The sequence below is a fragment of the Paenibacillus sp. FW101-FHT12H11 genome, assembly GCF_058790355.1.
Genome location: NZ_JBYTCO010000002.1, coordinates 711,231 through 734,545, shown reverse-complemented (window position 1 = coordinate 734,545; position 23,315 = coordinate 711,231). Strand labels below are relative to the sequence as shown.

General features: G+C 47.0%; 25 protein-coding genes, 1 pseudogene and 1 riboswitch. Of the genes and pseudogenes, 24 read left to right on the top strand and 2 right to left on the bottom strand.

The annotated features are described in order from the left end of the window. Window positions 1–177 precede the first annotated feature (177 nt). The 5 genes from AC3WTJ_RS09030 (at window position 178) to AC3WTJ_RS09010 (ending at window position 4,675) form a co-directional block, all read left to right on the top strand. Window positions 178–1,356 carry a D-alanyl-D-alanine carboxypeptidase family protein gene (locus tag AC3WTJ_RS09030; RefSeq protein ID WP_492521499.1) on the top strand — a complete coding sequence of 393 codons (1,179 nt, stop codon included), beginning with the start codon at window positions 178–180 and terminating at the stop codon, window positions 1,354–1,356. Between the two features lie 168 nt (window positions 1,357–1,524). Beyond that, window positions 1,525–1,878: an anti-sigma F factor antagonist gene (gene spoIIAA, locus AC3WTJ_RS09025; RefSeq protein ID WP_492521498.1), complete on the top strand. Its 354-nt coding sequence runs from the start codon at window positions 1,525–1,527 to the stop codon at window positions 1,876–1,878. Beyond that, the gene (gene spoIIAB, locus AC3WTJ_RS09020) at window positions 1,875–2,321 is read left to right on the top strand and encodes an anti-sigma F factor (RefSeq protein WP_127458239.1); all 447 of its coding nucleotides are present in this window, start codon (window positions 1,875–1,877) and stop codon (window positions 2,319–2,321) included. Before spoIIAA ends, spoIIAB begins: the two co-directional genes overlap by 4 nt. A gap of 11 nt (window positions 2,322–2,332) precedes the next feature. Continuing rightward, window positions 2,333–3,088 (top strand): RNA polymerase sporulation sigma factor SigF, encoded by a 756-nt coding sequence (gene sigF / locus AC3WTJ_RS09015; protein ID WP_029192952.1) that lies wholly within the window; start codon window positions 2,333–2,335, stop codon window positions 3,086–3,088. Window positions 3,089–3,244: 156 nt separating this feature from the next. After that, the gene (locus tag AC3WTJ_RS09010) at window positions 3,245–4,675 is read left to right on the top strand and encodes a SulP family inorganic anion transporter (protein ID WP_492521497.1); all 1,431 of its coding nucleotides are present in this window, start codon (window positions 3,245–3,247) and stop codon (window positions 4,673–4,675) included. A 91-nt stretch (window positions 4,676–4,766) separates the two neighbouring features. Here the strand turns inward: AC3WTJ_RS09010 and AC3WTJ_RS09005 are convergent, their stop codons facing one another. Beyond that, window positions 4,767–4,976 carry a DUF378 domain-containing protein gene (locus tag AC3WTJ_RS09005; protein WP_127458241.1) on the bottom strand — a complete coding sequence of 70 codons (210 nt, stop codon included), beginning with the start codon at window positions 4,974–4,976 and terminating at the stop codon, window positions 4,767–4,769. Between the two features lie 177 nt (window positions 4,977–5,153). Here AC3WTJ_RS09005 and AC3WTJ_RS09000 point away from each other — a divergent pair, with 177 nt between their 5' ends. From AC3WTJ_RS09000 to ytfJ, 14 genes are all read left to right on the top strand, one after another. After that, window positions 5,154–5,789 (top strand): stage V sporulation protein AA, encoded by a 636-nt coding sequence (locus tag AC3WTJ_RS09000; RefSeq protein ID WP_127458242.1) that lies wholly within the window; start codon window positions 5,154–5,156, stop codon window positions 5,787–5,789. After that, the gene (locus tag AC3WTJ_RS08995; protein ID WP_407872128.1) at window positions 5,786–6,205 is read left to right on the top strand and encodes a stage V sporulation protein AB; all 420 of its coding nucleotides are present in this window, start codon (window positions 5,786–5,788) and stop codon (window positions 6,203–6,205) included. The genes AC3WTJ_RS09000 and AC3WTJ_RS08995 overlap by 4 nt, the downstream gene beginning before the upstream one ends. Before the next feature lie 22 nt (window positions 6,206–6,227). Beyond that, window positions 6,228–7,847 carry a spore germination protein gene (locus tag AC3WTJ_RS08990; protein WP_492521496.1) on the top strand — a complete coding sequence of 540 codons (1,620 nt, stop codon included), beginning with the start codon at window positions 6,228–6,230 and terminating at the stop codon, window positions 7,845–7,847. Between the two features lie 165 nt (window positions 7,848–8,012). Then, entirely contained in the window at window positions 8,013–9,344 is a 1,332-nt protein-coding gene (gene lysA, locus AC3WTJ_RS08985) for a diaminopimelate decarboxylase (protein WP_127458245.1), read from the top strand. Between the two features lie 180 nt (window positions 9,345–9,524). Next, window positions 9,525–9,956, top strand: a complete 432-nt coding sequence (locus AC3WTJ_RS08980; protein ID WP_127458246.1) for a peptidylprolyl isomerase — start codon at window positions 9,525–9,527, stop codon at window positions 9,954–9,956. Window positions 9,957–10,477: 521 nt separating this feature from the next. Next, a riboswitch (FMN riboswitch) is annotated at window positions 10,478–10,659 on the top strand. A gap of 234 nt (window positions 10,660–10,893) precedes the next feature. Continuing rightward, on the top strand, window positions 10,894–12,003 hold the full coding sequence (ribD, locus tag AC3WTJ_RS08975) for a bifunctional diaminohydroxyphosphoribosylaminopyrimidine deaminase/5-amino-6-(5-phosphoribosylamino)uracil reductase RibD (protein WP_492521495.1): 1,110 nt from the start codon (window positions 10,894–10,896) through the stop codon (window positions 12,001–12,003). A gap of 16 nt (window positions 12,004–12,019) precedes the next feature. After that, complete coding sequence (gene ribE, locus AC3WTJ_RS08970; protein ID WP_492521494.1) at window positions 12,020–12,691, top strand: riboflavin synthase; 672 nt, start codon at window positions 12,020–12,022, stop codon at window positions 12,689–12,691. Window positions 12,692–12,733: 42 nt separating this feature from the next. Next, window positions 12,734–13,960: a bifunctional 3,4-dihydroxy-2-butanone-4-phosphate synthase/GTP cyclohydrolase II gene (locus AC3WTJ_RS08965; RefSeq protein WP_492521493.1), complete on the top strand. Its 1,227-nt coding sequence runs from the start codon at window positions 12,734–12,736 to the stop codon at window positions 13,958–13,960. 49 nt (window positions 13,961–14,009) lie between these two features. Further along, the gene (gene ribH, locus AC3WTJ_RS08960; protein WP_127451174.1) at window positions 14,010–14,480 is read left to right on the top strand and encodes a 6,7-dimethyl-8-ribityllumazine synthase; all 471 of its coding nucleotides are present in this window, start codon (window positions 14,010–14,012) and stop codon (window positions 14,478–14,480) included. Next, window positions 14,480–15,118: a site-2 protease family protein gene (locus AC3WTJ_RS08955; RefSeq protein ID WP_492521492.1), complete on the top strand. Its 639-nt coding sequence runs from the start codon at window positions 14,480–14,482 to the stop codon at window positions 15,116–15,118. Before ribH ends, AC3WTJ_RS08955 begins: the two co-directional genes overlap by 1 nt. A gap of 15 nt (window positions 15,119–15,133) precedes the next feature. Further along, window positions 15,134–15,925, top strand: coding sequence for a segregation and condensation protein A (locus AC3WTJ_RS08950; protein WP_157319966.1), 792 nt, complete (start codon window positions 15,134–15,136; stop codon window positions 15,923–15,925). Then, window positions 15,909–16,511: an SMC-Scp complex subunit ScpB gene (gene scpB / locus AC3WTJ_RS08945; RefSeq protein ID WP_492521667.1), complete on the top strand. Its 603-nt coding sequence runs from the start codon at window positions 15,909–15,911 to the stop codon at window positions 16,509–16,511. Before AC3WTJ_RS08950 ends, scpB begins: the two co-directional genes overlap by 17 nt. 100 nt (window positions 16,512–16,611) lie before the next feature. Further along, complete coding sequence (locus AC3WTJ_RS08940; protein ID WP_157319968.1) at window positions 16,612–17,313, top strand: DUF2953 domain-containing protein; 702 nt, start codon at window positions 16,612–16,614, stop codon at window positions 17,311–17,313. A 116-nt stretch (window positions 17,314–17,429) separates the two neighbouring features. Further along, entirely contained in the window at window positions 17,430–17,924 is a 495-nt protein-coding gene (gene ytfJ, locus AC3WTJ_RS08935; RefSeq protein ID WP_127451181.1) for a GerW family sporulation protein, read from the top strand. Between the two features lie 52 nt (window positions 17,925–17,976). Here the strand turns inward: ytfJ and AC3WTJ_RS08930 are convergent. Further along, a pseudogene (locus AC3WTJ_RS08930) lies at window positions 17,977–19,278 on the bottom strand (ArsB/NhaD family transporter); the annotation flags it as partial. A 251-nt stretch (window positions 19,279–19,529) separates the two neighbouring features. On the opposite strand from AC3WTJ_RS08930, the gene AC3WTJ_RS08925 reads away from it, so the two are divergent. The 5 genes from AC3WTJ_RS08925 (at window position 19,530) to resA (ending at window position 23,315) form a co-directional block, all read left to right on the top strand. Next, window positions 19,530–20,723 carry a D-alanyl-D-alanine carboxypeptidase family protein gene (locus AC3WTJ_RS08925; protein ID WP_492521491.1) on the top strand — a complete coding sequence of 398 codons (1,194 nt, stop codon included), beginning with the start codon at window positions 19,530–19,532 and terminating at the stop codon, window positions 20,721–20,723. A 24-nt stretch (window positions 20,724–20,747) separates the two neighbouring features. Beyond that, window positions 20,748–21,347 carry a nucleoside recognition domain-containing protein gene (locus AC3WTJ_RS08920; RefSeq protein ID WP_127451185.1) on the top strand — a complete coding sequence of 200 codons (600 nt, stop codon included), beginning with the start codon at window positions 20,748–20,750 and terminating at the stop codon, window positions 21,345–21,347. 6 nt (window positions 21,348–21,353) lie between these two features. Continuing rightward, window positions 21,354–21,887: a spore maturation protein gene (locus AC3WTJ_RS08915; protein WP_127451186.1), complete on the top strand. Its 534-nt coding sequence runs from the start codon at window positions 21,354–21,356 to the stop codon at window positions 21,885–21,887. Between the two features lie 61 nt (window positions 21,888–21,948). After that, complete coding sequence (locus AC3WTJ_RS08910) at window positions 21,949–22,695, top strand: pseudouridine synthase (RefSeq protein ID WP_127451187.1); 747 nt, start codon at window positions 21,949–21,951, stop codon at window positions 22,693–22,695. Between the two features lie 86 nt (window positions 22,696–22,781). Next, a complete protein-coding gene (gene resA, locus AC3WTJ_RS08905; protein ID WP_127451188.1) occupies window positions 22,782–23,315 on the top strand; it encodes a thiol-disulfide oxidoreductase ResA in 534 nt (177 codons plus the stop codon).

The following is a 23,315-nucleotide window of genomic DNA, read 5'->3' as shown; positions in this document are numbered from 1 at the left end:
TCACACTCGTACTTATGCAAGAGGCTATCTCTCAGGTTTTTAGACCTTTGGGATAGCTTTTTTATTTTCCCTCCTTTGGAATATTTTGATGGAAAATCGTCAAGACTGATTAGCAGTCATTCCAGCTGCAAGCGTCTGGTTTTCACTTCATAATCTCACAGGAGGGGTACAAAGGCTATGCGAAAAAAAGGGCTAATAAGTTTAATCTGTTTACAGTTATGTGTGATGCTGATCTTACCGGTTGCTTATGCGGAAGAGAAAAAAGCGCCTACGGTCGATTTAACGCCGAATGCGCAATCCGCGGTACTGATGGATGCAGACACGGGCACAGTCATTGCGGAGAAAAACAAAGACACCAAACTTCCGCCAGCTAGTATTACGAAAATCATGACGATGCTTCTCATCATGGAAGCCATTGACAAAGGCAATATTAAAATGGATGAGAAAGTCCGGGTCAGCGAATACGCAGCTTCTATGGGAGGTTCACAAATCTTCTTGGAGCCGGGCGAAGAAATGACGGTCCAGGAAATGCTGAAGGGCATTGCGATGGCTTCTGGCAACGACGCCTCGGTGGCGATGGCCGAGAAAATCGCAGGATCCGAAGAAAATTTTGTGCAAATGATGAACGAACGCGCGCAGCAGCTTGGCATGAAAAATACGCATTTTTCGAACTGCAACGGGCTGCCGGTCGCCAATCACTATACAACAGCCAATGATATTGCTGTCATGTCCAGAGAACTGCTTAAGCATGAAGGGATAACGAAATTTACCGGTGCTTATCAGGATTACCTGCGCAAAGAATCACCAAATCCTTTCTGGTTGGTAAATACGAATAAGCTTGTACGCTTCTATAGCGGCGCAGACGGCCTCAAAACCGGCTACACCAGCGAAGCGAAATTCTGTTTATCGGCAACGGCTAAACGGGATAATTTGCGTGTCGTGGCTGTCGTGCTCGGAGAACCGAACACCAAAACACGAAATGCGGAGGTCACGAAGCTATTTGATTACGCTTTTGCCCAATATACCAACTATCCTTTATTCAAATCAGGCGATAGCCTGGGGAATTTTACCGTAAACAAAGGGCAGGTTTCGACAGTGCCGTTAGTTGCGAAGCAAAATTACAGCATTTTAATGAAAAAGGGCACGGCAACAGATAACATTCGACATGAGCTGCAGTTGGAGCCAAACTTGCGAGCACCGATCACGCTGGGTCAACCGATTGGTAAAATTGTCGTATTCAGCGGGGATAATGTGCTGACGGAGTACCCTCTTGAGTCGCCAGTAGCTGTGGATAAAGCATCTTGGTGGAAGCTGTTCAAGCGGACGACCTCGCACATGTTCCATACAGATAATTGATGAGATTTCGCGAATAATCAGGCTTTTCTTCTAGTTTTAGCGCTTTTCTTCTAGTTTTGTCGGGGTGGCAGGAGTTCCCAACTCAGTTGTAGAAACTTAAGTTTCAAGACTTATTTAAGGGATCTTTGAGTGTAGCTCAAAGTCTCTCAGCTGAGGGGAGTGAACAGGTTGAGCCTGCAAATTGAATTCGAGCAAGGCCGAAGAGCGCTGATTGTTAGATTGAAAGGCGAGCTGGACCACCATACTGCCGATGTCGTCAAAGCCAGGATGGAGGAAGCGATTGCCAAAGAGCATACGCATCACTTGATCCTGAGTTTGAAAGATCTTGCGTTCATGGACAGTTCAGGTCTGGGCGTCATTCTCGGTCGCTATAAGCAAATCACGAGTAAAGGCGGCAAGATGGTCGTATGTGATGTTTCGCCTGCTGTCTATCGCTTGTTCGAGCTCTCCGGAATGTTCAAGATCGTATCAATTCAGGATAACGAACGTAATGCAATGTCCAGTTTGGAGGTTGCACTATGAGTGAGCACAATTTCATGACGCTGCAGTTTGCCAGCCGTTCCGAGAATGAGGCCTTTGCACGTGTCGCTGTTGCTGCTTTCGTTTCACAGTTGGATCCAACCTTGAATGAACTAACCGATATCAAAACGGTCGTTTCAGAAGCTGTGACGAATTCGATTATTCATGGGTATAACAATAAACCGGATGGTGTAATTACCATTACAACGAAAATTGAGGATGACGTAGTCCGAATTACGATTGAGGACCAGGGCTCAGGCATAGATGATTTGGAACAAGCGAAACAGCCACTCTACACATCCAAGCCAGAACTCGAACGTTCCGGAATGGGATTCACGATTATGGAAAATTTCATGGACGAAGTGGAAGTTGTGACGGCCGTCGGAATCGGAACCAAAATAAACATGTTGAAGCGAATTGAATCTAAAAAAGCTTTATACAATTAGGGGTTTGATCTATGGATGTCGATCTGAAGCATGCTTCTCACAGTTATTTAGACGATTCGGAAGTCAAACGGTTAATCGCCCTCAGCCAATCCGGAGATGGACTCGCCAGAGAAACACTCGTCAGCTGCAATATCCGCTTGGTCTGGTCTGTGGTTCAACGTTTTTTGAACCGGGGATACGAAGCCGAAGATTTGTTCCAGATCGGTTGCATCGGACTGCTCAAGTCCGTTGACAAATTCGATCTGTCCTATGATGTGAAGTTTTCAACCTATGCGGTGCCGATGATTATCGGCGAAATTCAGCGCTTCCTTCGGGATGACGGAACACTCAAGGTTAGCCGTTCGCTCAAAGAACTGGCTAACAAGATTCGCAAGACGAAGGACGAGTTATCGAAAAGGCTTGGCAGGCTTCCTACGATTAAAGAGGTGGCAGAAGAGCTTATGATCACGGCGGAGGAAGTTGTTTTCGCGCAAGAAGCGAATAAGCCGCTTTCTTCGATTCATGAGACCGTTTTTGAAAACGACGGGGATCCCATTACGTTAATGGATCAAATCTCCGACGAAAGCGGAGAGAAGTGGTTCGAGAAGCTTGCGCTCAACGAAGCCATCGGGACGCTCTCGGAGCGGGAACGGCTCATTGTCTACCTCCGCTATTTCAGGGATCAAACACAGTCGGAGGTCGCTAGCAGACTGGGTATTTCCCAAGTGCAGGTATCGCGATTGGAAAAGAAAATTTTGCAATCGATCAAAGATCAGATTGCGCAATAACGAAAATAACCGTTCTCCATTAGGAGGACGGTTATTTTTTGTGCGTAGAGACATTGGCGAGATTTATGTATAATAAGTACTGCCAATAACGGTGTGGATTTTTCTGAAAGCGAAAAATCAAAATCAAATCTTTTATCAGTCGAGGAGTGAATCTAGTTGTACGGGAAATGGAAGGATTCGTGGTTTTTTAACGTACGAAAGGATGTTTTGTCCGGAATAACGGTGGCTTTGGCTTTAATTCCCGAGGCGATTGCGTTTTCCATTTTAGCCGGGGTAGACCCGATGGTTGGCTTGTATGCTTCATTCATCATTGCGTTAGTGATCTCATTCACCGGTGGCCGGATGGGGATGATTTCGGCAGCAACAGGCGCGATGGCCTCTCTGATGGGGCCTTTGGTAGCGAAGTATGGCATTGAATATCTATTCGCCGCCAGCATTTTAACCGGTATCATTCAATATCTCATGGGTGTGTTCAAATTCGGCAAATTTATCACTTTCATTCCGCATTCTGTTGTTATTGGTTTTGTAAATGCCCTGGCCATTATTATTTTCATGGCTCAGCTCCCTAGCTTTGCAGGTGCGGGTTGGCAGATGTACGCGATGGTAGCAGGCACCTTGGTCATTGTGTATGGACTGCCGCGGATAACCAAAGCCGTCCCTTCTGCGTTGGTCGCGATTATTGTGATGACGATCATTTCGATCAATTTGCATTTAGATGTGCGTACGGTAGGAGATATGGGGGAAATCACGCAGACATTGCCGTTTTTCCATATCCCTGACTTCCATCTCTCTTTGCAAGCCATAGGAGTGATTCTTCCGATTTCCTTGGCTTTGGCCGTGGTCGGTATTACGGAATCCTTGATGACGGCTACGATCGTGGATGAAATGACAGAAACAAAAAGCGATAAAAACAAAGAAGTTCGCGGGCAAGGCATTGCCAATGTGTTTTCCGGTTTTTTTGGCGGGATGGCAGGTTGCGCGATGATCGGCCAAACGGTGATTAATGTGAAATCAGGAGGAAGGTCGCGCCTATCCACCTTTGTGTCCGGCGTGTTTTTGCTATTTTTGATCATGGTGCTTGGTAATGTCGTTAAGCAAATTCCGATGGGGGCATTGGTCGGGGTCATGTTCATGGTCTCTATAGGCACTTTCGATTGGAAATCCCTGAGAACGATAGCCAAAATTCCAAGAAGCGACGCGTTAGTCATGGTGATCACTGTCGCTATCGTTGTTGCAACGTCCAACTTAGCGATTGGGGTCTTGTCCGGTGTTACGTTAAGTGCGCTCATTTTTGGTTGGAGATCGGCCAAGATTAAAGCTTTTACCTCGATAGACGCTAACGGAGCAAAAACATATCGGGTTTCCGGTCAGTTGTTTTTTGGCACAATGACTTATTTTATTGATTTATTCGATTATCGAAACGACCCCGAGACAATTACGATTGATTTTGGCAGTTCGCACGTCTGGGATCACTCCGCTGTTACGGCTATCGCTAAAACCATTGCGAAGTATGAGCAGCTGGGCAAAACGGTGATTTGCATTGGATTGAATGAGGAAAGTAAGCTTTTGGTAAAGCAAGCAAGTTAAATACTGTCTTACTAATTTATAGAAATGAAAAAGAGCCGCTATTTACCCTCAATCTACTGGGTATGGCGGCTTTTTTTATACACCTATACGTCTATCGTGCAGAATATCTGTTGTCGGAATAGAATCTTACGCAGTAAATTCCGCATAAGCCGACGATGGTATAGATGATGCGACTTAAAACCGAAGATTCCCGATGTGAATCCCCACCCAATATAGCTGAAACTAAATCCCATTCGAAGAGCCCAACTAAAAGCCAATTCAGCGCACCGATAATCACAAGAGTTAACGCTACTTTTGCCATGTTATCACCTTCTTTGTATGGAATAAGTTATCGTTATTCATTTCTTACTATGTCAATTTGAGGAGAGCTTTATTCCTGGAGAATTTACCATTGCAGCGGGTGATTATGGGTAGGAAACATTTTGCATACTACTCCTATACATGGATGATACCCGTAAGTAGTGAAGGGAGTGAGACCATGGCTAATAGTGGAGCTCCATACCTGTATATCCGGCTCAGGCGTAAAGCGAGTGTTCGCAAAGGAAGTGTCGTTCAGCTGCGGCATATCGCGCAAATTATTGTGGAACCTGACTATGAAACAGCCTTGAACGAGCTGATTATTCATAAGCCGCAGCAGGAGGATGGCAACCGCGTCCTGATTGATATGATGCTGATTGTTCGAAAAGTGAAAGAGCGGTACCCGGAGCTGCAAATTGAGCATTTTGGGGAACCTCATGTGCTCCTTGAAATTTTTTCTGATAATAAAAAAGCAAGTCCAGTACTCATCGGATTGGTATGGTTGCTGCTTTTCATCGGTTCAGGTCTGGCCATCATGAATTTCCATGCCGATGTCTCTATGCTGGAGGTTCACCAGAGGATCTACGAGCTGATGACGGGTAAAAAGGTAGAACATCCGCTCATTCTGCAAATACCGTATTCCCTCGGCATAGGTGTCGGGATGGTGATCTTCTTCAACCATTTGTTTAAAAAGAAATTCAATGAGGAACCAAGTCCGCTCGAAGTGGAAATGTTCATGTACCAGGAGAATATTAACCATTATGTGATCACCGAAGAGTATATGAAAATTCATGAGGAAGGGGAGTCGAAGGGATGACTCTCCTTGGAGAAGTCCTTCTGATTGCTTTTATCGGTTTAGCGGGAGGAATTGCCGTCGGCAGCGGGATGGTGGCCTTTCTTGTGGTTCTGGACATTATTCCGAGGCTGGCGCAGATCACACGAACATTCTCAAAAATACGTGCGTATGAAGCTGCGGTTGTGTTAGGTTCCCTTTTGTTTACTTGGGTGGATTTTAGCGATATGAAGGTGCATCTATTTCCGATAAGTGCTGCGCTCATTGGACTATTTGCCGGCTGTTTTGTTGGGATGTTAGCAGCTGCGCTTACTGAAATTATTAATGTGCTGCCGATCCTTGCCAAGAGGGTGGGTATGGGTTCCTATATGATTTTGCTGCTGATGGCGATGATTTTCGGCAAAGTGTTTGGATCCTTGTTTGAGTGGTTGTTTTATTAAGGGTTGAAGGAGGCGCACGGACATGAAAGTAATCGTCAAGACTGGGAATGACCATGAACATGAACACGATCATGTGAACGAATCCAAAGAAAATTTAGATAAACTGGCCATTGATGAGGAAGGGAATTTATCGGAATATAATCCGATCACGAATCTGACGCCTGAGGAAAAGGAGTTGAAAACTCAGGAAGATATTCCCGATAATTTAGAGGATGTCAAACGAGTTCTGGAGGAGCGCGTTGGCCTTAATCGCAGCTTCGATCTTGTGATGAGGGAGATGGTGTTCGGATCAAAAAGAGTAGGGATCTTCTACTGTAACGGGTTCGTCAAAGATACGGTTTTATCCGATATTCTGACACGCCTTTCCTATGCTAGTGAAAAAAGTGTGAACCACCACACGGTCGAATCTTTCATGGATTATCTAATCCCTCATAATCAAGTCAAGTCCTACAAAAAAATGTCCGAAATCGTAGGGCAGGTGCTCATGGGTGGGACCGCACTCTTCATTGAAGGAGAAACGGCGGCCATCGCCATCGACGTCAAGAGCTATCCCGTTCGATCCATCGGCGAGCCAGATTTGGAGCGGGTTGTCAGAGGTTCACGGGACGGTTTCGTCGAAACCTTATTATTGAACGTAACACTCGTGAGACGAAGAGTGCGGGATGAGCGGTTGAAGCTGGAGATTATGCAAATTGGCAAACGAACCAAAACAGATGTCTGCATCGGTTATATCAACGATATTGCTAATGCGGATTTGGTCGATGCGATTAAAGAGAAAATTAGCGAAGTGAAAATAGATGGTCTCCCCCTTGGCGAAAAGCAGCTGGAGGAAATTATCGTGAATAAAGGCTGGAATCCATATCCGATGGTACGTTTCTCTGAACGTCCCGATGTAGTGTCCGCACATTTGATGGAAGGGCATGTGTGCTTGTTTGTAGATACATCCCCAAGCGTTATGATATTGCCGACGACCTTCTTTCATCATGTGCAGCATGCGGAAGAATATAGACAAACGCCGTTTATCGGCACCTATTTAAGGTGGGTGCGGTTCGCCGGAATTATGTCCTCCATCTTCCTGCTTCCGCTTTGGTTTATGATGGTGATGGATCCTTCTTTAAAGCCTCCCGGTTTAGAATTTCTCGGGCCGCAGAAAGAGGGAACACTTCCACTTCTAGTTCAATTCCTAATCGCCGATATCGGGATCGATCTGATGCGGATGGCCGCGGTGCATACCCCGTCTCCGCTCGCCACGGCAATGGGCTTGGTAGCAGCCATTCTGGTGGGGGATATAGCTGTTAAAACAGGATTATTCATCAATGAAGTGATTCTGTATCTGGCTCTTGCCTCCATTGGGATGTTTGCCACTCCAAGTTATGAATTGGGGCTGGCTAACCGGATTGTCCGGCTGGGGCTGCTCATTGCTGTGGCTATCTTCCATGTCCCGGGTTTTGTAGTCGGATCAACATTGTGGCTGCTCTGGCTGGCTACAAGAAAGTCCTACAATGCCCCTTACATGTGGCCGCTCATTCCTTTCAACGCGAAAAGCTTCTTTGCGATTATTCTACGCCGTCCCGTATTGGCAGCCAAAACGCGTCTAAGCATTACAAAACCGATTGACGGCACACGTCAACCTAAATCTTAATAAACTAAAAGGACAAGAGCATTCATCTTGTCCTTTTTACGATTTCGGGCCGCAAGGATATTGTCAAATGCGCTTTTCCTATGTTAATTTAAATAGTAATGCGCATTCGGCCGTTTGAGCGGAATATGAGCAGCAGCAGGTTCAGGGTGAGGGGGAAATGAAGCTATGTATTTGCATGGTACAAGTAAAATTAACGGTCAAGGTCACCTTGAAATCGGTGGTGTCGACGCAACGAAGCTGGTTGCGGAATACGGGACACCTTTATATGTGTTTGACGAAGCTCTTGTACGTGAACGTTGCCGCGAGTTTGTAGATGCTTTCAAAGCGTCCGGTCTCAAATTCCAAGTGGCTTATGCGAGCAAAGCTTTTTGCGTGATGGCGATGTGCCGCATTGTCGAAGAAGAAGGAATGTCTCTTGATGTTGTATCGGACGGTGAGTTGTATACAGCTCTTCAAGCTGGATTCCCGGCAGAGCGGATTCATTTCCATGGCAACAACAAAACAATTGACGAGATTGAGATGGCGATTGATGCGAAAATCGGCTGTTTCGTTGTAGATAATTTTATCGAGCTTCAAATGCTGAACGCCATTGCCGGTGAGAAACGTCAGAAAGTGAAAATTTTACTGCGTATTACGCCAGGTGTCGAAGCACATACGCATGAATATATTTCCACAGGCCAAACGGATTCCAAGTTCGGTTTCGATCTAGGCAATGGTTCCGCATTCCGCGCGGTGGAAGAGGCTTCCAAGCTAAGCCATTTGGAACTGCTCGGTATTCATTCCCATATTGGCTCGCAAATTTTTGAAGTGGAAGGTTTCCGCATGGCTGCCGAGAAAATGGCCAGCTTTGCCGTTCAAGTTCGCCAAGAAATTGGCGTGACGTTCAAAGTCATTAACCTTGGCGGAGGCTTTGGCATCCGTTATGTGAACGAAGATACTCCGCTTCCGGTATCCGTCTATGTGAAGGCGATCACGGATGCGATTAAAGACAATTTCGGACGCAACGAATATCCGCTTCCCGAAATCTGGGTGGAGCCGGGCCGCAGCATCGTTGGCGACGCAGGAACGACCTTGTACACCGTTGGAACGGCGAAAGATATTCCTGGTGTACGTAAATATGTATCTGTCGATGGCGGTATGACAGATAACCCGCGCCCTGCTTTGTATGAGGCAGTGTATGAGGCAATGCTGGCGAACCGCGCAACCGAAGAGCCTACCGAGGTCGTATCGATTGCCGGCAAATGCTGTGAGAGCGGCGATATGCTGATTTGGGACGTGAACCTCCCGAAAGTGAACTCGGGCGACGTGCTTGCCGTGTCTTGCACAGGCGCATATAACTATGCGATGGCAAGCAACTACAATCGCATTCGCCGTCCAGGCGTAGTTTTCGTGAGCGAGGGGCAAAGCGATCTCGTCGTGAAGCGTGAAACGTTCGACAACATTGTCGGGAACGATCTGATTCCTGCTAGAATGAAACAAGTGAGCAAAACGGTTTAACATAGAAAACAGCTGGATTTCCAAGCTGAGAACGGGCTATCCCTCAGGTCTTCAGGACTTGAGGGATAGCTTTTTGTGTGCTCACGGAACTAGAGTTCTCTATTTAGCTGAAAGGCAGATTTGTGAAATGCATCTTTTCATAGTAGAATAAGATATTATTGTCTAAAGGAGTGGACCACAATGGCCAAACAAGCAAAAATTAAACTAGCAGGCGGTGGCGAAGTTCTAATCGATCTTTTCGAAAATGACGCGCCAAATACCGTTGCCAACTTTGAAAAATTAGCAAACTCCGGTTTCTACAACGGACTTGTTTTTCATCGCGTAATCCCAGGATTCGTTGCACAAGGCGGTTGTCCATCCGGCACAGGAACTGGTGGCCCAGGCTACCAAATCAACTGTGAAATCAACCCTAACAAACATGAGCGCGGCTCCCTGGCTATGGCTCATGCAGGCAGAAACACTGGTGGAAGCCAATTCTACATCGCTTACCAACCACAACCTCACCTTGATGGACAACATACTGTCTTCGGTAAAGTGTCCAAAGGTATGGAACTCGTTGATGCTTTCAAAGGCAGAGACTTGATGGAAAAAGTAGAAGTTGTAGAAGTTTAATATCGGAAAATGGGAAGAGCCTGCTGACAGTTGTCAGCAGGCTCTTTTATTTGAGGGAGCTGCGCAGGGTGCTCCACGGAGACTTTTATCGTTGGAGTGGTGGAGATACAGAATGTCAGCTAACGGACAGAGATGACCCTATTTCGCAGAAATAAGGCTCTGTGAAATTTTAACGGACACGAGAGCCGCTATTCATGATAATTGCTTGCAAAATGACCGTGTATTGATCGGATAATGACTCTGGAGTCTGTTAGAGCTGAGAAATGCGCGATTTAACGGGAATAGCGGCTGTGTGGTTCGTTAGGATGAGGGTGGATGAGGGTAGAGCCTGCGCACGTCAGTATATTCCATTTGGAAGGGGGAATATATCCGGTTTTATGCAAATAGTGCTTCCAGAAACATAATCGCAATCGAGTTGAAGCAATGCAAAATGAGTCGTTTTTTGTAGGGTGAGGTAAAAAAGACCTTGCTTTTTCGATGTGTGAGTGATAAATTTTTCATAAGTTACTTTTCATATGTGTGCAAACCTTCGGGGCGTGGTGAAATTCCACACCGGCGGTGATTTGATGGCAGGCTGATCTGGCTGCTTTCAATTAGTCCGTGACCCGTTTTGAAGCTAGCGGTACCTGATATACAGCTTCGCTACGGCTGACCCGGTGAGAATCCGGGACCGACAGTATAGTCTGGATGGGAGAAGGAATACGCGAACATTAGATTCGCTATGCATACTTGTACATTTTTTCACGAGAACAAAAATTCGGCAGGTCTATGCTTTGGCATGGGTACGCCGTGCTTGTTTGATTTGATCAAAAATGCAGCAAGTATGGATGGATGAAGCTTCTTCGTGTTACCTAAACAATCTCTGGCCCCTATCCGATATGCGGAGGGGTCTTTTTGCATTCTATTACAAAATAGCTTGGAAAGGCAGTGGACACACATGCATGTCTTGAATGATGAAGCTTATATGAGGCTCGCTCTGCAAATGGCTGAGAGTGCTCTCGGCCAAACAGGGATTAATCCCGTTGTTGGATGCGTCCTGGTAAAAGACGGGCGTATCGTGGGGATGGGGGCGCATCTGAAGCGCGGACATGGCCATGCTGAGGTTCTTGCTTTGCAGATGGCTGGCGAAGAAGCGAAGGGCAGTACGGCGTATGTCACACTCGAGCCGTGCAGTCACTACGGCAAGACGCCGCCTTGCAGCGACCGTCTCATTGAGGCCGGTGTTGCCCGCGTTGTCGTTGCGGGCACCGATCCGAACCCGCAGGTTGCGGGCACGGGTATTGCCAAACTGCGCGCTCACGGCATAGACGTGTCCGTTGGGCTGCTGGGCGAGGAAGCCTCGCTGATGAATGAGGCTTTTAATAAGTACATCGTCACGCGTATGCCTTTCGTGACCCTGAAAACAGCCAGCACGCTCGACGGCCGCATTGCCTCGAAAACAGGCGACAGCAAATGGATTACGTCGCCTGCGTCGCGCGCATTCGTGCATACCCTGCGGCATCGGCATCAGGGCATTATGGTCGGCGTCGATACCGTCATCGCCGACGACCCGCGCTTAAGCGCGCGCGGCGACGTACCGGCTGTGCAGCCGGTACGGATTATCGCGGACTCGCGCTTGCGGGTCCCGCTGGGCGCCCAGGTGCTCACCGAGCAGGATCGTCAGCCGACGATCCTGCTCGCCACCGCACAGGCGCCCGCAGAGCGGCGTGCCGCGCTGGAGGCGCGCGGCATCACGGTCCTCACCTGCGGCGACGGCCCGCAGGTGGATCTGACGCTCGCCATGCGGCAGCTCGGCGAGCGAGAGATCGGCTCCATCCTCCTAGAGGGTGGAGGCAAGCTGAGCGGCGCCATGCTGAAGCGGCGCCTGCTGGATAAGCTGGTGCTGATGTTTGCGCCGAAAATTATCGGCGGCGGGCAAGCAGCACCCATGAACATCACCTTCGAAGGCTTCGCGAAGATGGATGACGCAATTACGCTCGACCGCTTAAAGGTCGAGCAGTTCGGACCGGATGTATGCCTAACCGGGTATCCGGTTTTTAAGAGCTAACGAATGGAGGGCTGTCATGTTTACCGGCATTATTGAAGAAATCGGCCACATGCGCCGCATTCATAGCGTAGGTCAGGCTATGGTATTAACGATTAGCGCAAGAAAGATCCTTGAAGATGTTCATCTGGGAGACAGCATTTCGGTGAATGGTGTTTGTCTCACAGTCATTTCGTTTGACAACGAATCTTTCTCCGTCGACGTGATGCCGGAAACTTACCGCAAGACGAACTTGCGCAAACTGCAAGCCGGTACACGCGTGAATTTGGAGCGAGCGATGGCGGCAAACGGTCGCTTCGGCGGACACATCGTGCAGGGACATGTAGATTCAACAGCAACGATTATTTCGCGTATTCCAGAAGAAAATGCGGTTGTTTATCGGTTCGAACCGGAGGATAAACATATTTTCCGATATATTATAGCTGGCGGCTCGATCACCATTGACGGGATCTCCCTTACGGTTGTCGATGTCACAGAACACGATCTGGCGGTTTCGATTATTCCGCATACACTGGCTCAAACCGTTCTGTATGATAAAAAAGCAGGAGATACTATTAACATGGAATGCGATGTTCTGGGCAAATATATGGAACGACTGCTAAAGTTCGGTCCTGCTGATGCCTCAGCGGGTAACGGTAAAAAGCAAAGCACGCTATCTGCAAGCTTTTTGGCGGATCATGGCTTTATGTAAGGTAACTAGCTTACAAAGATAGTTCGGTTAGGAGAGGTGAATATGACAGAAATAAAATTCAGCACGATCGAAGAAGCTCTGAAAGATCTCAGCTTAGGGAAAGTAATTATCGCTGTGGATGACGAAGATCGCGAGAACGAAGGGGATTTTATCGCACTGGCGGATAAAACGACCCCGGAAGTGATTAATTTCATGATCAAAGAAGGCCGCGGGCTGGTTTGCACACCAATTACGGAAGAACGGGCGAAAGAGCTTGACTTGCCGCCAATGGTCGCTAGAAATACCGATTATCATGGTACTGCCTTTACCGTTTCTGTAGACCATGTTGAGACGAGTACGGGGATTTCCGCGCATGAGCGTTCAAGAACGGTTATGGGCTTGATCGATCCGGATACGAAACCGCAGGATTTCCGCAGACCGGGTCATATTTTCCCGCTAATCGCCAAAAAAGGCGGCGTACTCCGCAGAGCCGGACATACGGAAGCGGCGGTTGATTTGGCTGTTTTATGCGGGTCCTATCCTGCCGCGGTCATTTGTGAAGTGATCAAGGAAGACGGAACGATGGCTCGAGTTCCGGACCTTATGGAAATCGCGAAGAAACATGATTTGTGTATCATTACGATTCAAGATTTGATTCACTACCGCAATCAACAGGAGAAATTGGTTGAGCGTGAAGTTGAAATTAAGCTGCCTACGGATTTCGGCACTTTTAAAGCAATCGCCTATACGAATCAACTGGATAACAAAGAGCATGTTGCCCTTGTCAAAGGAACAATTGACCCTTCCAAACCAACGCTCGTTCGTGTGCATTCCGAATGTTTAACTGGTGATGTTTTCCATTCACACCGCTGCGATTGCGGTCCTCAACTCGATGCTGCATTAAAACAGATTGATGAAGAGGGCAATGGTGTATTATTATATATGCGACAGGAAGGTCGCGGTATCGGTCTGATCAACAAATTAAAAGCTTATGCGTTGCAAGAGCAGGGATTAGACACTGTAGAAGCGAATATTAAGCTTGGATTTGCCCCAGATCTTCGTGATTATGGCATTGGCGCGCAAATTCTGAGAGATCTTGGCATTACGCAGCTGCGTTTGTTAACGAACAACCCTCGCAAAATTAAAGGGTTAGAAGGCTACGGTCTCGAAGTTGTTGAACGCGTTCCGATTCAAATGCCAAGCAAAGAGGACAACGTCAATTATTTGCGGACAAAAAAACAAAAGCTTGGCCACATGCTGAGCTTCCATGATTCCGGCAGCGGGATCTGATCTTTACACTACAAATAACGGTTTTTATATAGAAAAGGAGAATTTAATCATGGCTACAATTTATGAAGGACATTTAGTATCGCAGAATTTGAAATATGGTATCGTCGTAGGACGTTTCAATGAATTTATTACTTCCAAATTGCTTGGCGGCGCGCAGGATGCTTTGAAACGACATGGCGTACAAGATAGTGAAGTGGATATTGCTTGGGTACCGGGCGCGTTCGAACTTCCGCTTATTGCTCAAAAAATGGCGGAGAGCGGGAAATATGATGCGGTTATTACCCTTGGCGCCGTCATTCGTGGTTCAACTCCTCACTTTGATTATGTGTGCAGTGAAGTTGCAAAAGGTGTATCTGCCATTAACCTGAAAACAGGCGTTCCAACAATCTTTGGTGTTTTAACGACGGATTCCATCGAGCAAGCGGTTGAACGCGCGGGAACGAAAGCTGGCAACAAAGGTTGGGAAGCGGCAGTAACGGCCATTGAGATGGCGAACTTGACGAAACAATTCACTTCCTAATGCTTTCTTATTATCATCTGGAATCACTGCTTCCCAGGCTGCTCGCCTTCCTGATTGCGATGACGCTCCATGATGCTGCACATGCAGGAGTTGCTTGGCTGCTCGGAGACCGGACAGCCCGGGATAGCAAACGCTTATCGCTTAACCCCTTGGTACACTTGGATGCCTTGGGGTTGGCGATGATTGTTTTTGGTCCATATGGCTGGTCGAAGAAAATGCCGGTAGAGGCGATGCAGTTTAAAAAGCCAAAACTTTATCATACAATTGTGTATGCAGCAGGTCCTTTGACCAATTTGCTGCTCGCTTTGTTTTTCTGGTGGCTCTATTTCTTTCTTCCTGATTTTTTCGGAGGAGCATCCGAGTCGATCACCGTGGAACAATGGCGAGTCTATTTGCAGTACGGCGTCATTGTCAATCTCATGATTTGCCTTATACATATGTTACCGCTTTATCCGCTAGATGGTTGGTATATCCTTAAAGGCCTTATTCCTTCGAAAAATCAAAGATGGATGGATCGCAATCAGCGATATGCACTTTTTCTTGTCATCGTTTTGATGATTACACCTACCGGCCAATGGGCCTTGGAACGTATTTATCCGTTTGCCGCGCAGTTTGTTATGAATATATTTTCACTATGACAAGGGGGAGATGACATGAAAGTTACCTATAAGTTAGAAGCTTTTGAAGGCCCCCTTGATCTTTTGCTTCATCTTATCGATAAAAATGAACTCGACATTTATAATATTCCTGTCAAAGAAATTACAGATCAGTATTTGGCATATGTACAAGCCATGCAAGAGTTGGAGTTGGAGATTACAAGCGAGTTTCTAGTCATGGCCGCTACACTTCTCTCTATCAAAAGCAAAATGCTGCTGCCTAAGCCGCCTGTTATTGAATTTGACGAATATTTTGATGATATGGAAGACGAGCTTGATCCTCGCGCAGAGTTGGTCGCTAAACTTATTGAGTACAGAAAGTACAAGTCTATTGCCGATATGCTTAGAGATAAAGAAGTAGAGCGGAGTCTGGTGTATACGCGTGAGCCAGAAGACCTGACGCCATTCCTGCCGCATGTGCAGGAGAACCCTGTTGAAGGGCTGGACGTTGCTGATTTGCTATTCGCTTTTCAGCGGACGCTTCGCAAGCTTGTGAACCGCAATATTGTTACTAGAATTCGAAGAGACGAAATATCTGTCAAAGAACGGATTAGAGAGGTTATAGATTTGCTAAAAGTGAAAGGCGGCAAGCTGCTTTTCTCGAAATTGTTTGATTATGAAATGACTCGGGAAGAGATCGTCGTCACATTTTTAGCCATTCTTGAATTGATGAAAATGAAAAAAGTCGTATGTTATCAATATCAATTATTTGAAGATATCGTGATTCAAGCCAAAGAGGAGGGTTCAGACATTGACACTCAGTTTTCCACAGATGAAATCGATTATTGAGGGACTCCTCTTTGCCTCTGGTGACGAGGGATTGGATGCCAAACAAATAGCTGAGGTCATGGAGCTTGATTTGTACATCGTTCGCGATTTGCTTAAGGATATGCGCACGGAATTTAAACGCAAGGGAAGAGGAGTCCAGATCGTTGAGGTAGCCGGTGCTTACCAGTTAACGACTTTGGCTGAGCATGCGCCATATTTTGAGCGGCTGGCTTACACACCTTCACGTTCATCCTTATCGCAAGCAGCACTGGAAACCTTATCCATCGTCGCTTATAAACAACCCATTACCAGAGTAGAGATCGAAGAGATACGCGGCGTGAAATGTGATCGTGCTTTGGCTACTCTGGTAGGAAAAGATCTTATATTGGAAGTTGGACGTGCAGATGCAGTAGGAAAACCGATCTTGTATGGCACATCCAAACAATTTCTTGAGTATTTCGGGCTCAGCTCCATCCAGGAACTGCCGGATTCAGGCAGCTTCCAAGGAGAGTTTGATCTGGAGGAAGAAACTCGCATGTTGTTTGATCGGATGAGCGGAGATCAGAAACAGATTACACTCGAGGATGTTTCGGAGGAAACCGAGTAACGGTAAATGCATTTCATTTCCTAAATTAGCTCATACTAACTCTACTTGCCAGAAGATCTCTTCTGGCTGTGGAGTTTTTTTGTTAAGGGGGAGAATGGGGTTGTTGTGGGTAGGATTCGTGCTTCTAATCGTCATCCTTGCCATTATCATTGCGCTGCTCAGTTTCATTCGGGGAGAGTTTTATTTCTCCAGAGTGAAAGATAATGACACACTTACTGTGGAGATGCGTGCTTTATTTGGATTAATCCGTTATCGCTATGTCATCCCCATCATACAGTTCAAGGGATTCACGAAAGGGATCCTGATCAAATCGGAAATTGTGAATAAAACATACGCAAAGCTGAAAGATGAGAGCAAGGATCACATTACGAAGGACAAAGTGATTCAATTTTATAAGGAAACCAAAGACTTGCTTGTTCATACGCTCAATTTGTATGATTGGACGCGGCAAACTTTAGCCAGAGTGGAATGTACCGAGTTAAAATGGGTAACGCGCGTCGGTGTGGGAGATGCTCCGGAAACGGCTATTACGACGGGAGCCATCTGGGGGATTAAATCGTCGCTCTTAGGCTTTACAATGCGCTATGTTCAGGTGAGGGCAACGCCGCGGGTAGACGTGATTCCGCAATTTAATGAGAAACACTTCTCAACGGAAGTACGGGTTGCTGCCCGAATCCGCGTCTGGCATATGGTTTTTGCAGGCGTCAGGCTAATGGTCAGGGCTGCTAAAGTAAAAGGCGGCATACGCACCTGGATTCAAATGGCTCTGAAAGCAAGGTCAAGATTTAAAACAGCTTCGTGATGTACATAACGATATTCCTCTAAGGGTACTCTAAAAAAGAACCAATATTGGTCTTAGACACTTAAGCTTCCGATGCCAGTTTTTAATGGCGAAAAACGCTAAGGAGGAATATTATCATGTCAGAACACCCGATTCAAGGACTCATGAAAGTCGCCATGGAAAATATCAAGGAAATGGTCGACGTTAACACGATTGTCGGAGACCCTGTTGAAACTCCGGATGGCAGTGTCATTATGCCAATATCCAAAGTCGGTTTCGGATTTGCAGCGGGCGGCAGCGAGTTCGTGACCGATTCCGAAATTGAGATTGAAGGCGGCACGATGGGCAAAAACGATGCGCTGAACGCCAAGGTTGCCCTTCCTTTCGGAGGAGGCAGCGGCGGCGGGGTCTCCATTACACCGATTGCCTTCCTCGTTGTTGGCAAAAATGGCGTTAAAGTTGTTCCTCTCGACAACCAAACGCATATCCTGGAACGCCTCATCGATTCTGCGCCGCAGGTTGTAGACCGCATTCAAAGCATGGTTAAAGGTTTTAACACGAAATCGGGCACAGTCGGAACAAACGGCGCCAACAACGTAACGAATATCGAGAATCAAAACTTCATCGTATAAGAGTCGGTTATCGCCTGGGCTGTCCTCTGTGACAGCTTTTTTTTATGCGTGATCACAGCAAGTAACGAAGATAAATGTAGACATGCGCGAGCAGCAATGAAACCAGCGTAATAGGAACGCCTACTTTTAAAAACTCCAAATAACTAAAACCTTTCCCCTCTTTGGCAGCAAGGCCAGCCACGATGACATTCGCTGACGCACCGATGATAGTGCCGTTTCCTCCTAAACATGCGCCTAATGCAAGCGACCACCACAATGTGTTGATTGGCGCTGAATCTACCGCAAGGCCAAGCCCATCCGCCATATCCTTGATGAGAGGAATCATGGTCGCGACAAATGGAATATTGTCGATGGTTGCCGAAGCCAATCCAGAACCCCAAAGGATGAGCAAGGAGGCGCTTTGAATGTTGCCTTCTGTTACATCCAGGGCAAGCATGGCCAGCTTTTTAATCAGTCCAACCTCTTGCAATCCCCCCACCAGGCTGAATAATCCCGCGAAGAAGAAAATCGTCACCCACTCGATCGAAGCGAAAGCTTTCTCGATATCGTGTTCTTTTAATCCGAAAAGCATTAGTAAAATCGCACCTGTTATCGCAACGACGGCCGCGTCGACATGAATGACCGCATGAAGCATAAAACCGATGAGGGTTAGCGCTAAAACAATCAAGGATTTGACCATGAGCCGCTGATCTTGGATGGTTTCCCGTTCATTCATTTCCATCAGTTTGGCTTGCAATACGGGATTGGGATGCATCTGTTTGCGGAACATGAGGTAAAGCATGACAAGCGATACAATCATAATAATGAGTGCAATTGGGCCTAGATGAATAAGAAAAGCATTGAACGTTAAATGCGGGTTCGCGGACCCAATCATGATATTAGGCGGATCGCCTATTAATGTAGCTGTTCCTCCGATATTGGAAGCAATGATTTCAGCCATCAGAAAGGGGACAGGGTTTATTTCCAATATGCGCGTAATCGCGATGGTAACTGGGACAATAAGCAGAACCGTCGTTACATTGTCCAAAAGGGCAGAACCAAAAGCGGTTAACGTGGATAGAACAAGCAAGATCTTCATCGGATCGCCTTTGACGGCTTTGGCCGCGCGTATGGCAACAAACTGAAAGACGCCTGTTTGGTTCGTAATACCCACGAGGATCATCATTCCGATTAAGAGCGTGATGGTTTCCCATTCCATATATTGCACGAATATTTTATGAACATCCAGAATACCCGCGAAAACCATGATCACAGCACCCAATAAGGCGATCGCGGCGCGGTTGACTTTTTCCGAAATAATGAGTGCATAAGTGACTAAAAAAATAATAAGAGCTATCCAAGTAAGCATAATTAACCTCCATCTTCTTCCGTTTTAGTTATTGCACAAGCACACAGATACTAACCATTTTCCCCGTAATATCCGAAAAATGGCAAAAAGGAGCCTGCAATGACAGGCTCCTCCGGTGATCTCGTTATTCAATTCCAACCCATTATACCGATGGATTCTCCTTTTGTAAATAACAGGACTTGGACATATCCCCATTTCCAAAGCATATACTTGTACAAAGTTTTTGTCTTGTCTATTTGGTAAGTAGGGGGATAACGATGAAGAAAAGTGTCGGGTTCATCATCTTGTGCAGCGCATTGATCAGTCTATTGCTCGCACCTTGGGCGCAAGTGGAAGCAGCGCCGCCAGGCATTCGTACCAATGCGGTTGGTGCCTCGCTCATTGACGTGGAGTCTGGACGCATCCTTTATAGTGAAAAAGGGGACACGCCTATGCGGATCGCCTCCTTGACCAAAATCATGACCGCCATTATCGCGATTGAACAAGGGAAGTTGAACGATAAAGTGAAGGTTAGCAAAACGGCCTTCGGCAAAGAAGGCTCATCCATCTACCTGAAGCTTGGCGAAGAGATGAGACTGCATGATATGCTGTATGGCTTGATGCTGCGCTCGGGGAATGACGCAGCTACGGCCATTGCCGAACATGTGGGCGGAAGCGTGGAAGGCTTCGTCTATCTGATGAATGAGAAAGCGCGTTCGCTTGGCATGGATCATTCGCATTTTACGAATCCATCCGGGCTCGATGAAGGCGAAGGCCATCGTTCGAGTCCTAACGATTTGGCCAAGCTTACGGCTTATGCGCTTAAGAATCCGGTGTTCAAGGAGATTGTCTCGACGAAGCTGAAAAAAGTGCCGAACCCGAATGAAGCTTGGGATTATTCGTGGTTGAACAAAAACAAGATGCTCTCTCTTTTTGAAGGAGCGGACGGTGTGAAAACAGGGTATACAAAGCTTGCGAAGCGCTGCCTTGTTTCTTCAGCGACCAGGAACGGCCAACAGCTCGCCGTCGTCACACTGAATGATGGCGATGATTGGGCCGATCATGCAAGGCTGCTGCAATACGGTTTCACCTATTATCCGCTGCAGACGATCGTCAACAAAGGTGATGCCGTCGAGGGAACGCCATGGGTAGCGGGTAGAACGTTCTCTTATCCACTGGCGGAAGGCGAAGCGGCTCAGTTGACGCATCAAGTGAAACTGGTCGATCCTTCTTCCACCGCATACCGGTTGGCTGAGCGGGGGAGCATACAGTTTTCATTGCAGCAGCAACTGATTCAAACGGTGCCGCTATACGATAAAGCGAGTCCGTTATTACAAGCGCAGAGCCAGTCCACGTTCTCTTTTCAAGAGAGCAAACCTTATCAAGAAACGCTGCTCACCCATTATAGTTTAATTTGCCGGATGTTAATTCAGGAGTTGTTTTCAATCTCTAGATCAGAGTGGGCGGACTAGAGGGCTCACAAGGAGGCCATCGATATGGTGAATTGGATTTGGTTGTTTTTTATCGTCATCGGCTTCGTTGTTGCTGCTTTGAATGGGAATGTTGAAGCCGTGACGCAAGCTGCTTTCGATGGCGCAAAAAGCGGTGTGACGGTTTGCTTCGGACTCATTAGCGTGCTCGTTTTTTGGATGGGAATGATGCGAATTGCCGAAGATGCCGGCCTGCTGAGCAAGCTTGCCAGATTGCTGCAGCCTGCGGTGCGATTTTTGTTCCCGAGCGTCCCCAAAAACCATCCGGCTATCGGTTATATCATGTCAAACATGAGCGCCAACATTCTGGGTTTGGGCAATGCGGCAACGCCGATGGGGATTAAAGCCATGCAAGAGCTGCAAAAGTTGAATGCGGATAAAGACACGGCAAGTACAGCGATGTGTACGCTGCTTGCGTTGAATACGTCAAGCATCACGTTAATTCCTACAACGTTAATTGCCATACGCATGAATTACAATTCCGTCAATCCTGCGGAAATCGTGGGTACGACGCTGATTGCTACGATCATCTCGACGGCCGTTGCTATTTTTGTGGACCGATGGTACCGAAGGTCTCGCTCTCCCATCCCTCCGCTGAAAGGATGATTCCGCATGTATGCCTTCGTTTCGCTCATATCTGCATGGGCTATTCCCATCATGATCGTGTTCATCCCTTTATATGCGGCTTATCGCAAGGTGCCTGTCTATGAATCGTTCGTTGATGGCGCCAAAGAGGGCTTTGATACGGCGATCAAAATCATTCCGCATCTGGTCGGCATGATGGTCGCCATTTCCGTCTTCCGCGCTTCGGGTGCGATGGATTTGTTAATCGGCTGGATGCGGCCTTTCTTTGAAAGCATCGGTGTTCCTACCGAAGTGCTGCCGCTGGCGATTCTACGGCCGATCACCGGAGCGGGTTCGCTCGCTTTTACGACCGATTTGATTGAACAATTTGGTCCGGACTCGATGATTGGCCGAATCGCCTCTACCGTTCAAGGCAGCACGGATACAACTTTGTATGTAATTACGGTGTATTTTGGAGCGATTGGCATTCGTAAGGCAGGGTATGCCTTGAAGGTAGGGCTCATTTCAGACATTGTCGGCTTCGTTGCATCGATTGTCATCTGCTATTTAGTGTTTAGCTGAGCCGGCGCTCTTGTGATTTGCAGTCAACTCCGTTATCATTAGCTTGAGGTGAAAGCGGATAATGGAAAGACTGCAAAAGGTATTAGCCGAAGCGGGGGTCGCCTCCCGCCGGAAATGTGAAGAAATCATCACTGCGGGGCGTGTGCAAGTGAACGGTGAAGTTGTCACGACGCTTGGCGTGAAGGTGAACCCGGCTGAGGATGAAATCAGAGTCGATGGACGAGCTATCGGCCAACAAAAGAAGATTTATGTGATTTTACATAAACCGAAGGGTGTCATTACAAGCGCGACGGACCCTGAAGGACGTAAAGTAGTTACAGACTTCTTGCCAGGAATCAAAGAACGCGTGTATCCGGTCGGACGGTTGGATTATGATACGGAAGGCTTGCTCATTTTAACCAATGACGGGGAATTTGCTCATCTGCTCACGCATCCTAAGCATCATGTGCCGAAGACGTATCAAGCAACTGTCAAAGGAGTGCCGCACGGGACGTTATTAGACAAGCTAAAAACGGGCATACAGTTAGAAGACGGGATGACAGCACCGGCTGAGGTTGAGTATGCGGATGTGAATTTAGAGAAGAATGAGTCCGTCATTCAGATCACGATCTACGAAGGCAGGAATCGGCAAGTCAGACGGATGTTCGAAGCGATTTCCTTCCCGGTGATTCGATTGAAACGGATTAAATTCGGTCCAATCTTTCTTACAGGGCTGCCAAGAGCGAAGTTTCGCCACTTGACGCCCAAAGAGGTTGAAGAGCTTAGGAACGAGGCTCTCAAGACACATAACGTTCAAAAAGGCCAATAAGAATTGGCCTTCTTTTCGTTATAATAAAGGTATTACCCTATGTGAAAAATCTAACATAGCTAAAGAAAAAGTGAAGGTGATTAATCGTGGGTGCAAGAAAGAAATGGGTACAGATCGGGATCTTTGCGATCGTGCTTATTATTGGCGTGTTTACCATTATTACGAATTTGTCGGCTTCTGACAGTAAAAAATACCCCCAAGTTGGCGACAAAGCGACGAATTTCTCATTAGTCGGCTTAGATGGCAAGACACATGAGTTATCGGAATACAAGGGAAAGCCGGTTTTAATTAATTTCTGGGGCACTTTTTGTCCGCCGTGTAAGGAAGAAATGCCTGCGCTGCAGAAGCAGTATGACAAATGGAGCAAAGAAGGCGTTATTTTCCTGGAAGTAAATGTCGACAAAAACAAAGTGACCGTTCAAGGCTTCATGGATCAGTATAACTTGAACATGCCTGTACTGTTGGATGCGAAAGAAGTTGTGCGCAAGCAATATGGCGTAATGGACTATCCGACGACCTTCTTTATCGGCGCAGACGGCAAAGTAGCCGTCAAAAAAATTGGGCAAATGACCGAAGCTTTTGTTGATGAAACGCTTTCGAAGCTTGCCGTTAAATCTTAA

Coding starts and splice junctions, on each gene's coding strand:
- AC3WTJ_RS09030 (WP_492521499.1), top strand. CDS start 178: ATGCGAAAAAAAGGGCTAATAAGTTTAATCTGTTTACAGTTATGTGTG.
- spoIIAB (WP_127458239.1), top strand. CDS start 1,875: ATGAGTGAGCACAATTTCATGACGCTGCAGTTTGCCAGCCGTTCCGAG.
- sigF (WP_029192952.1), top strand. CDS start 2,333: ATGGATGTCGATCTGAAGCATGCTTCTCACAGTTATTTAGACGATTCG.
- AC3WTJ_RS09005 (WP_127458241.1), bottom strand. CDS start 4,976: ATGGCAAAAGTAGCGTTAACTCTTGTGATTATCGGTGCGCTGAATTGG.
- AC3WTJ_RS09000 (WP_127458242.1), top strand. CDS start 5,154: ATGGCTAATAGTGGAGCTCCATACCTGTATATCCGGCTCAGGCGTAAA.
- AC3WTJ_RS08995 (WP_407872128.1), top strand. CDS start 5,786: ATGACTCTCCTTGGAGAAGTCCTTCTGATTGCTTTTATCGGTTTAGCG.
- AC3WTJ_RS08990 (WP_492521496.1), top strand. CDS start 6,228: ATGAAAGTAATCGTCAAGACTGGGAATGACCATGAACATGAACACGAT.
- lysA (WP_127458245.1), top strand. CDS start 8,013: ATGTATTTGCATGGTACAAGTAAAATTAACGGTCAAGGTCACCTTGAA.
- AC3WTJ_RS08980 (WP_127458246.1), top strand. CDS start 9,525: ATGGCCAAACAAGCAAAAATTAAACTAGCAGGCGGTGGCGAAGTTCTA.
- ribD (WP_492521495.1), top strand. CDS start 10,894: ATGCATGTCTTGAATGATGAAGCTTATATGAGGCTCGCTCTGCAAATG.
- ribE (WP_492521494.1), top strand. CDS start 12,020: ATGTTTACCGGCATTATTGAAGAAATCGGCCACATGCGCCGCATTCAT.
- AC3WTJ_RS08965 (WP_492521493.1), top strand. CDS start 12,734: ATGACAGAAATAAAATTCAGCACGATCGAAGAAGCTCTGAAAGATCTC.
- ribH (WP_127451174.1), top strand. CDS start 14,010: ATGGCTACAATTTATGAAGGACATTTAGTATCGCAGAATTTGAAATAT.
- AC3WTJ_RS08955 (WP_492521492.1), top strand. CDS start 14,480: ATGCTTTCTTATTATCATCTGGAATCACTGCTTCCCAGGCTGCTCGCC.
- AC3WTJ_RS08950 (WP_157319966.1), top strand. CDS start 15,134: ATGAAAGTTACCTATAAGTTAGAAGCTTTTGAAGGCCCCCTTGATCTT.
- scpB (WP_492521667.1), top strand. CDS start 15,909: ATGAAATCGATTATTGAGGGACTCCTCTTTGCCTCTGGTGACGAGGGA.
- ytfJ (WP_127451181.1), top strand. CDS start 17,430: ATGTCAGAACACCCGATTCAAGGACTCATGAAAGTCGCCATGGAAAAT.
- AC3WTJ_RS08925 (WP_492521491.1), top strand. CDS start 19,530: ATGAAGAAAAGTGTCGGGTTCATCATCTTGTGCAGCGCATTGATCAGT.
- AC3WTJ_RS08920 (WP_127451185.1), top strand. CDS start 20,748: ATGGTGAATTGGATTTGGTTGTTTTTTATCGTCATCGGCTTCGTTGTT.
- AC3WTJ_RS08915 (WP_127451186.1), top strand. CDS start 21,354: ATGTATGCCTTCGTTTCGCTCATATCTGCATGGGCTATTCCCATCATG.
- AC3WTJ_RS08910 (WP_127451187.1), top strand. CDS start 21,949: ATGGAAAGACTGCAAAAGGTATTAGCCGAAGCGGGGGTCGCCTCCCGC.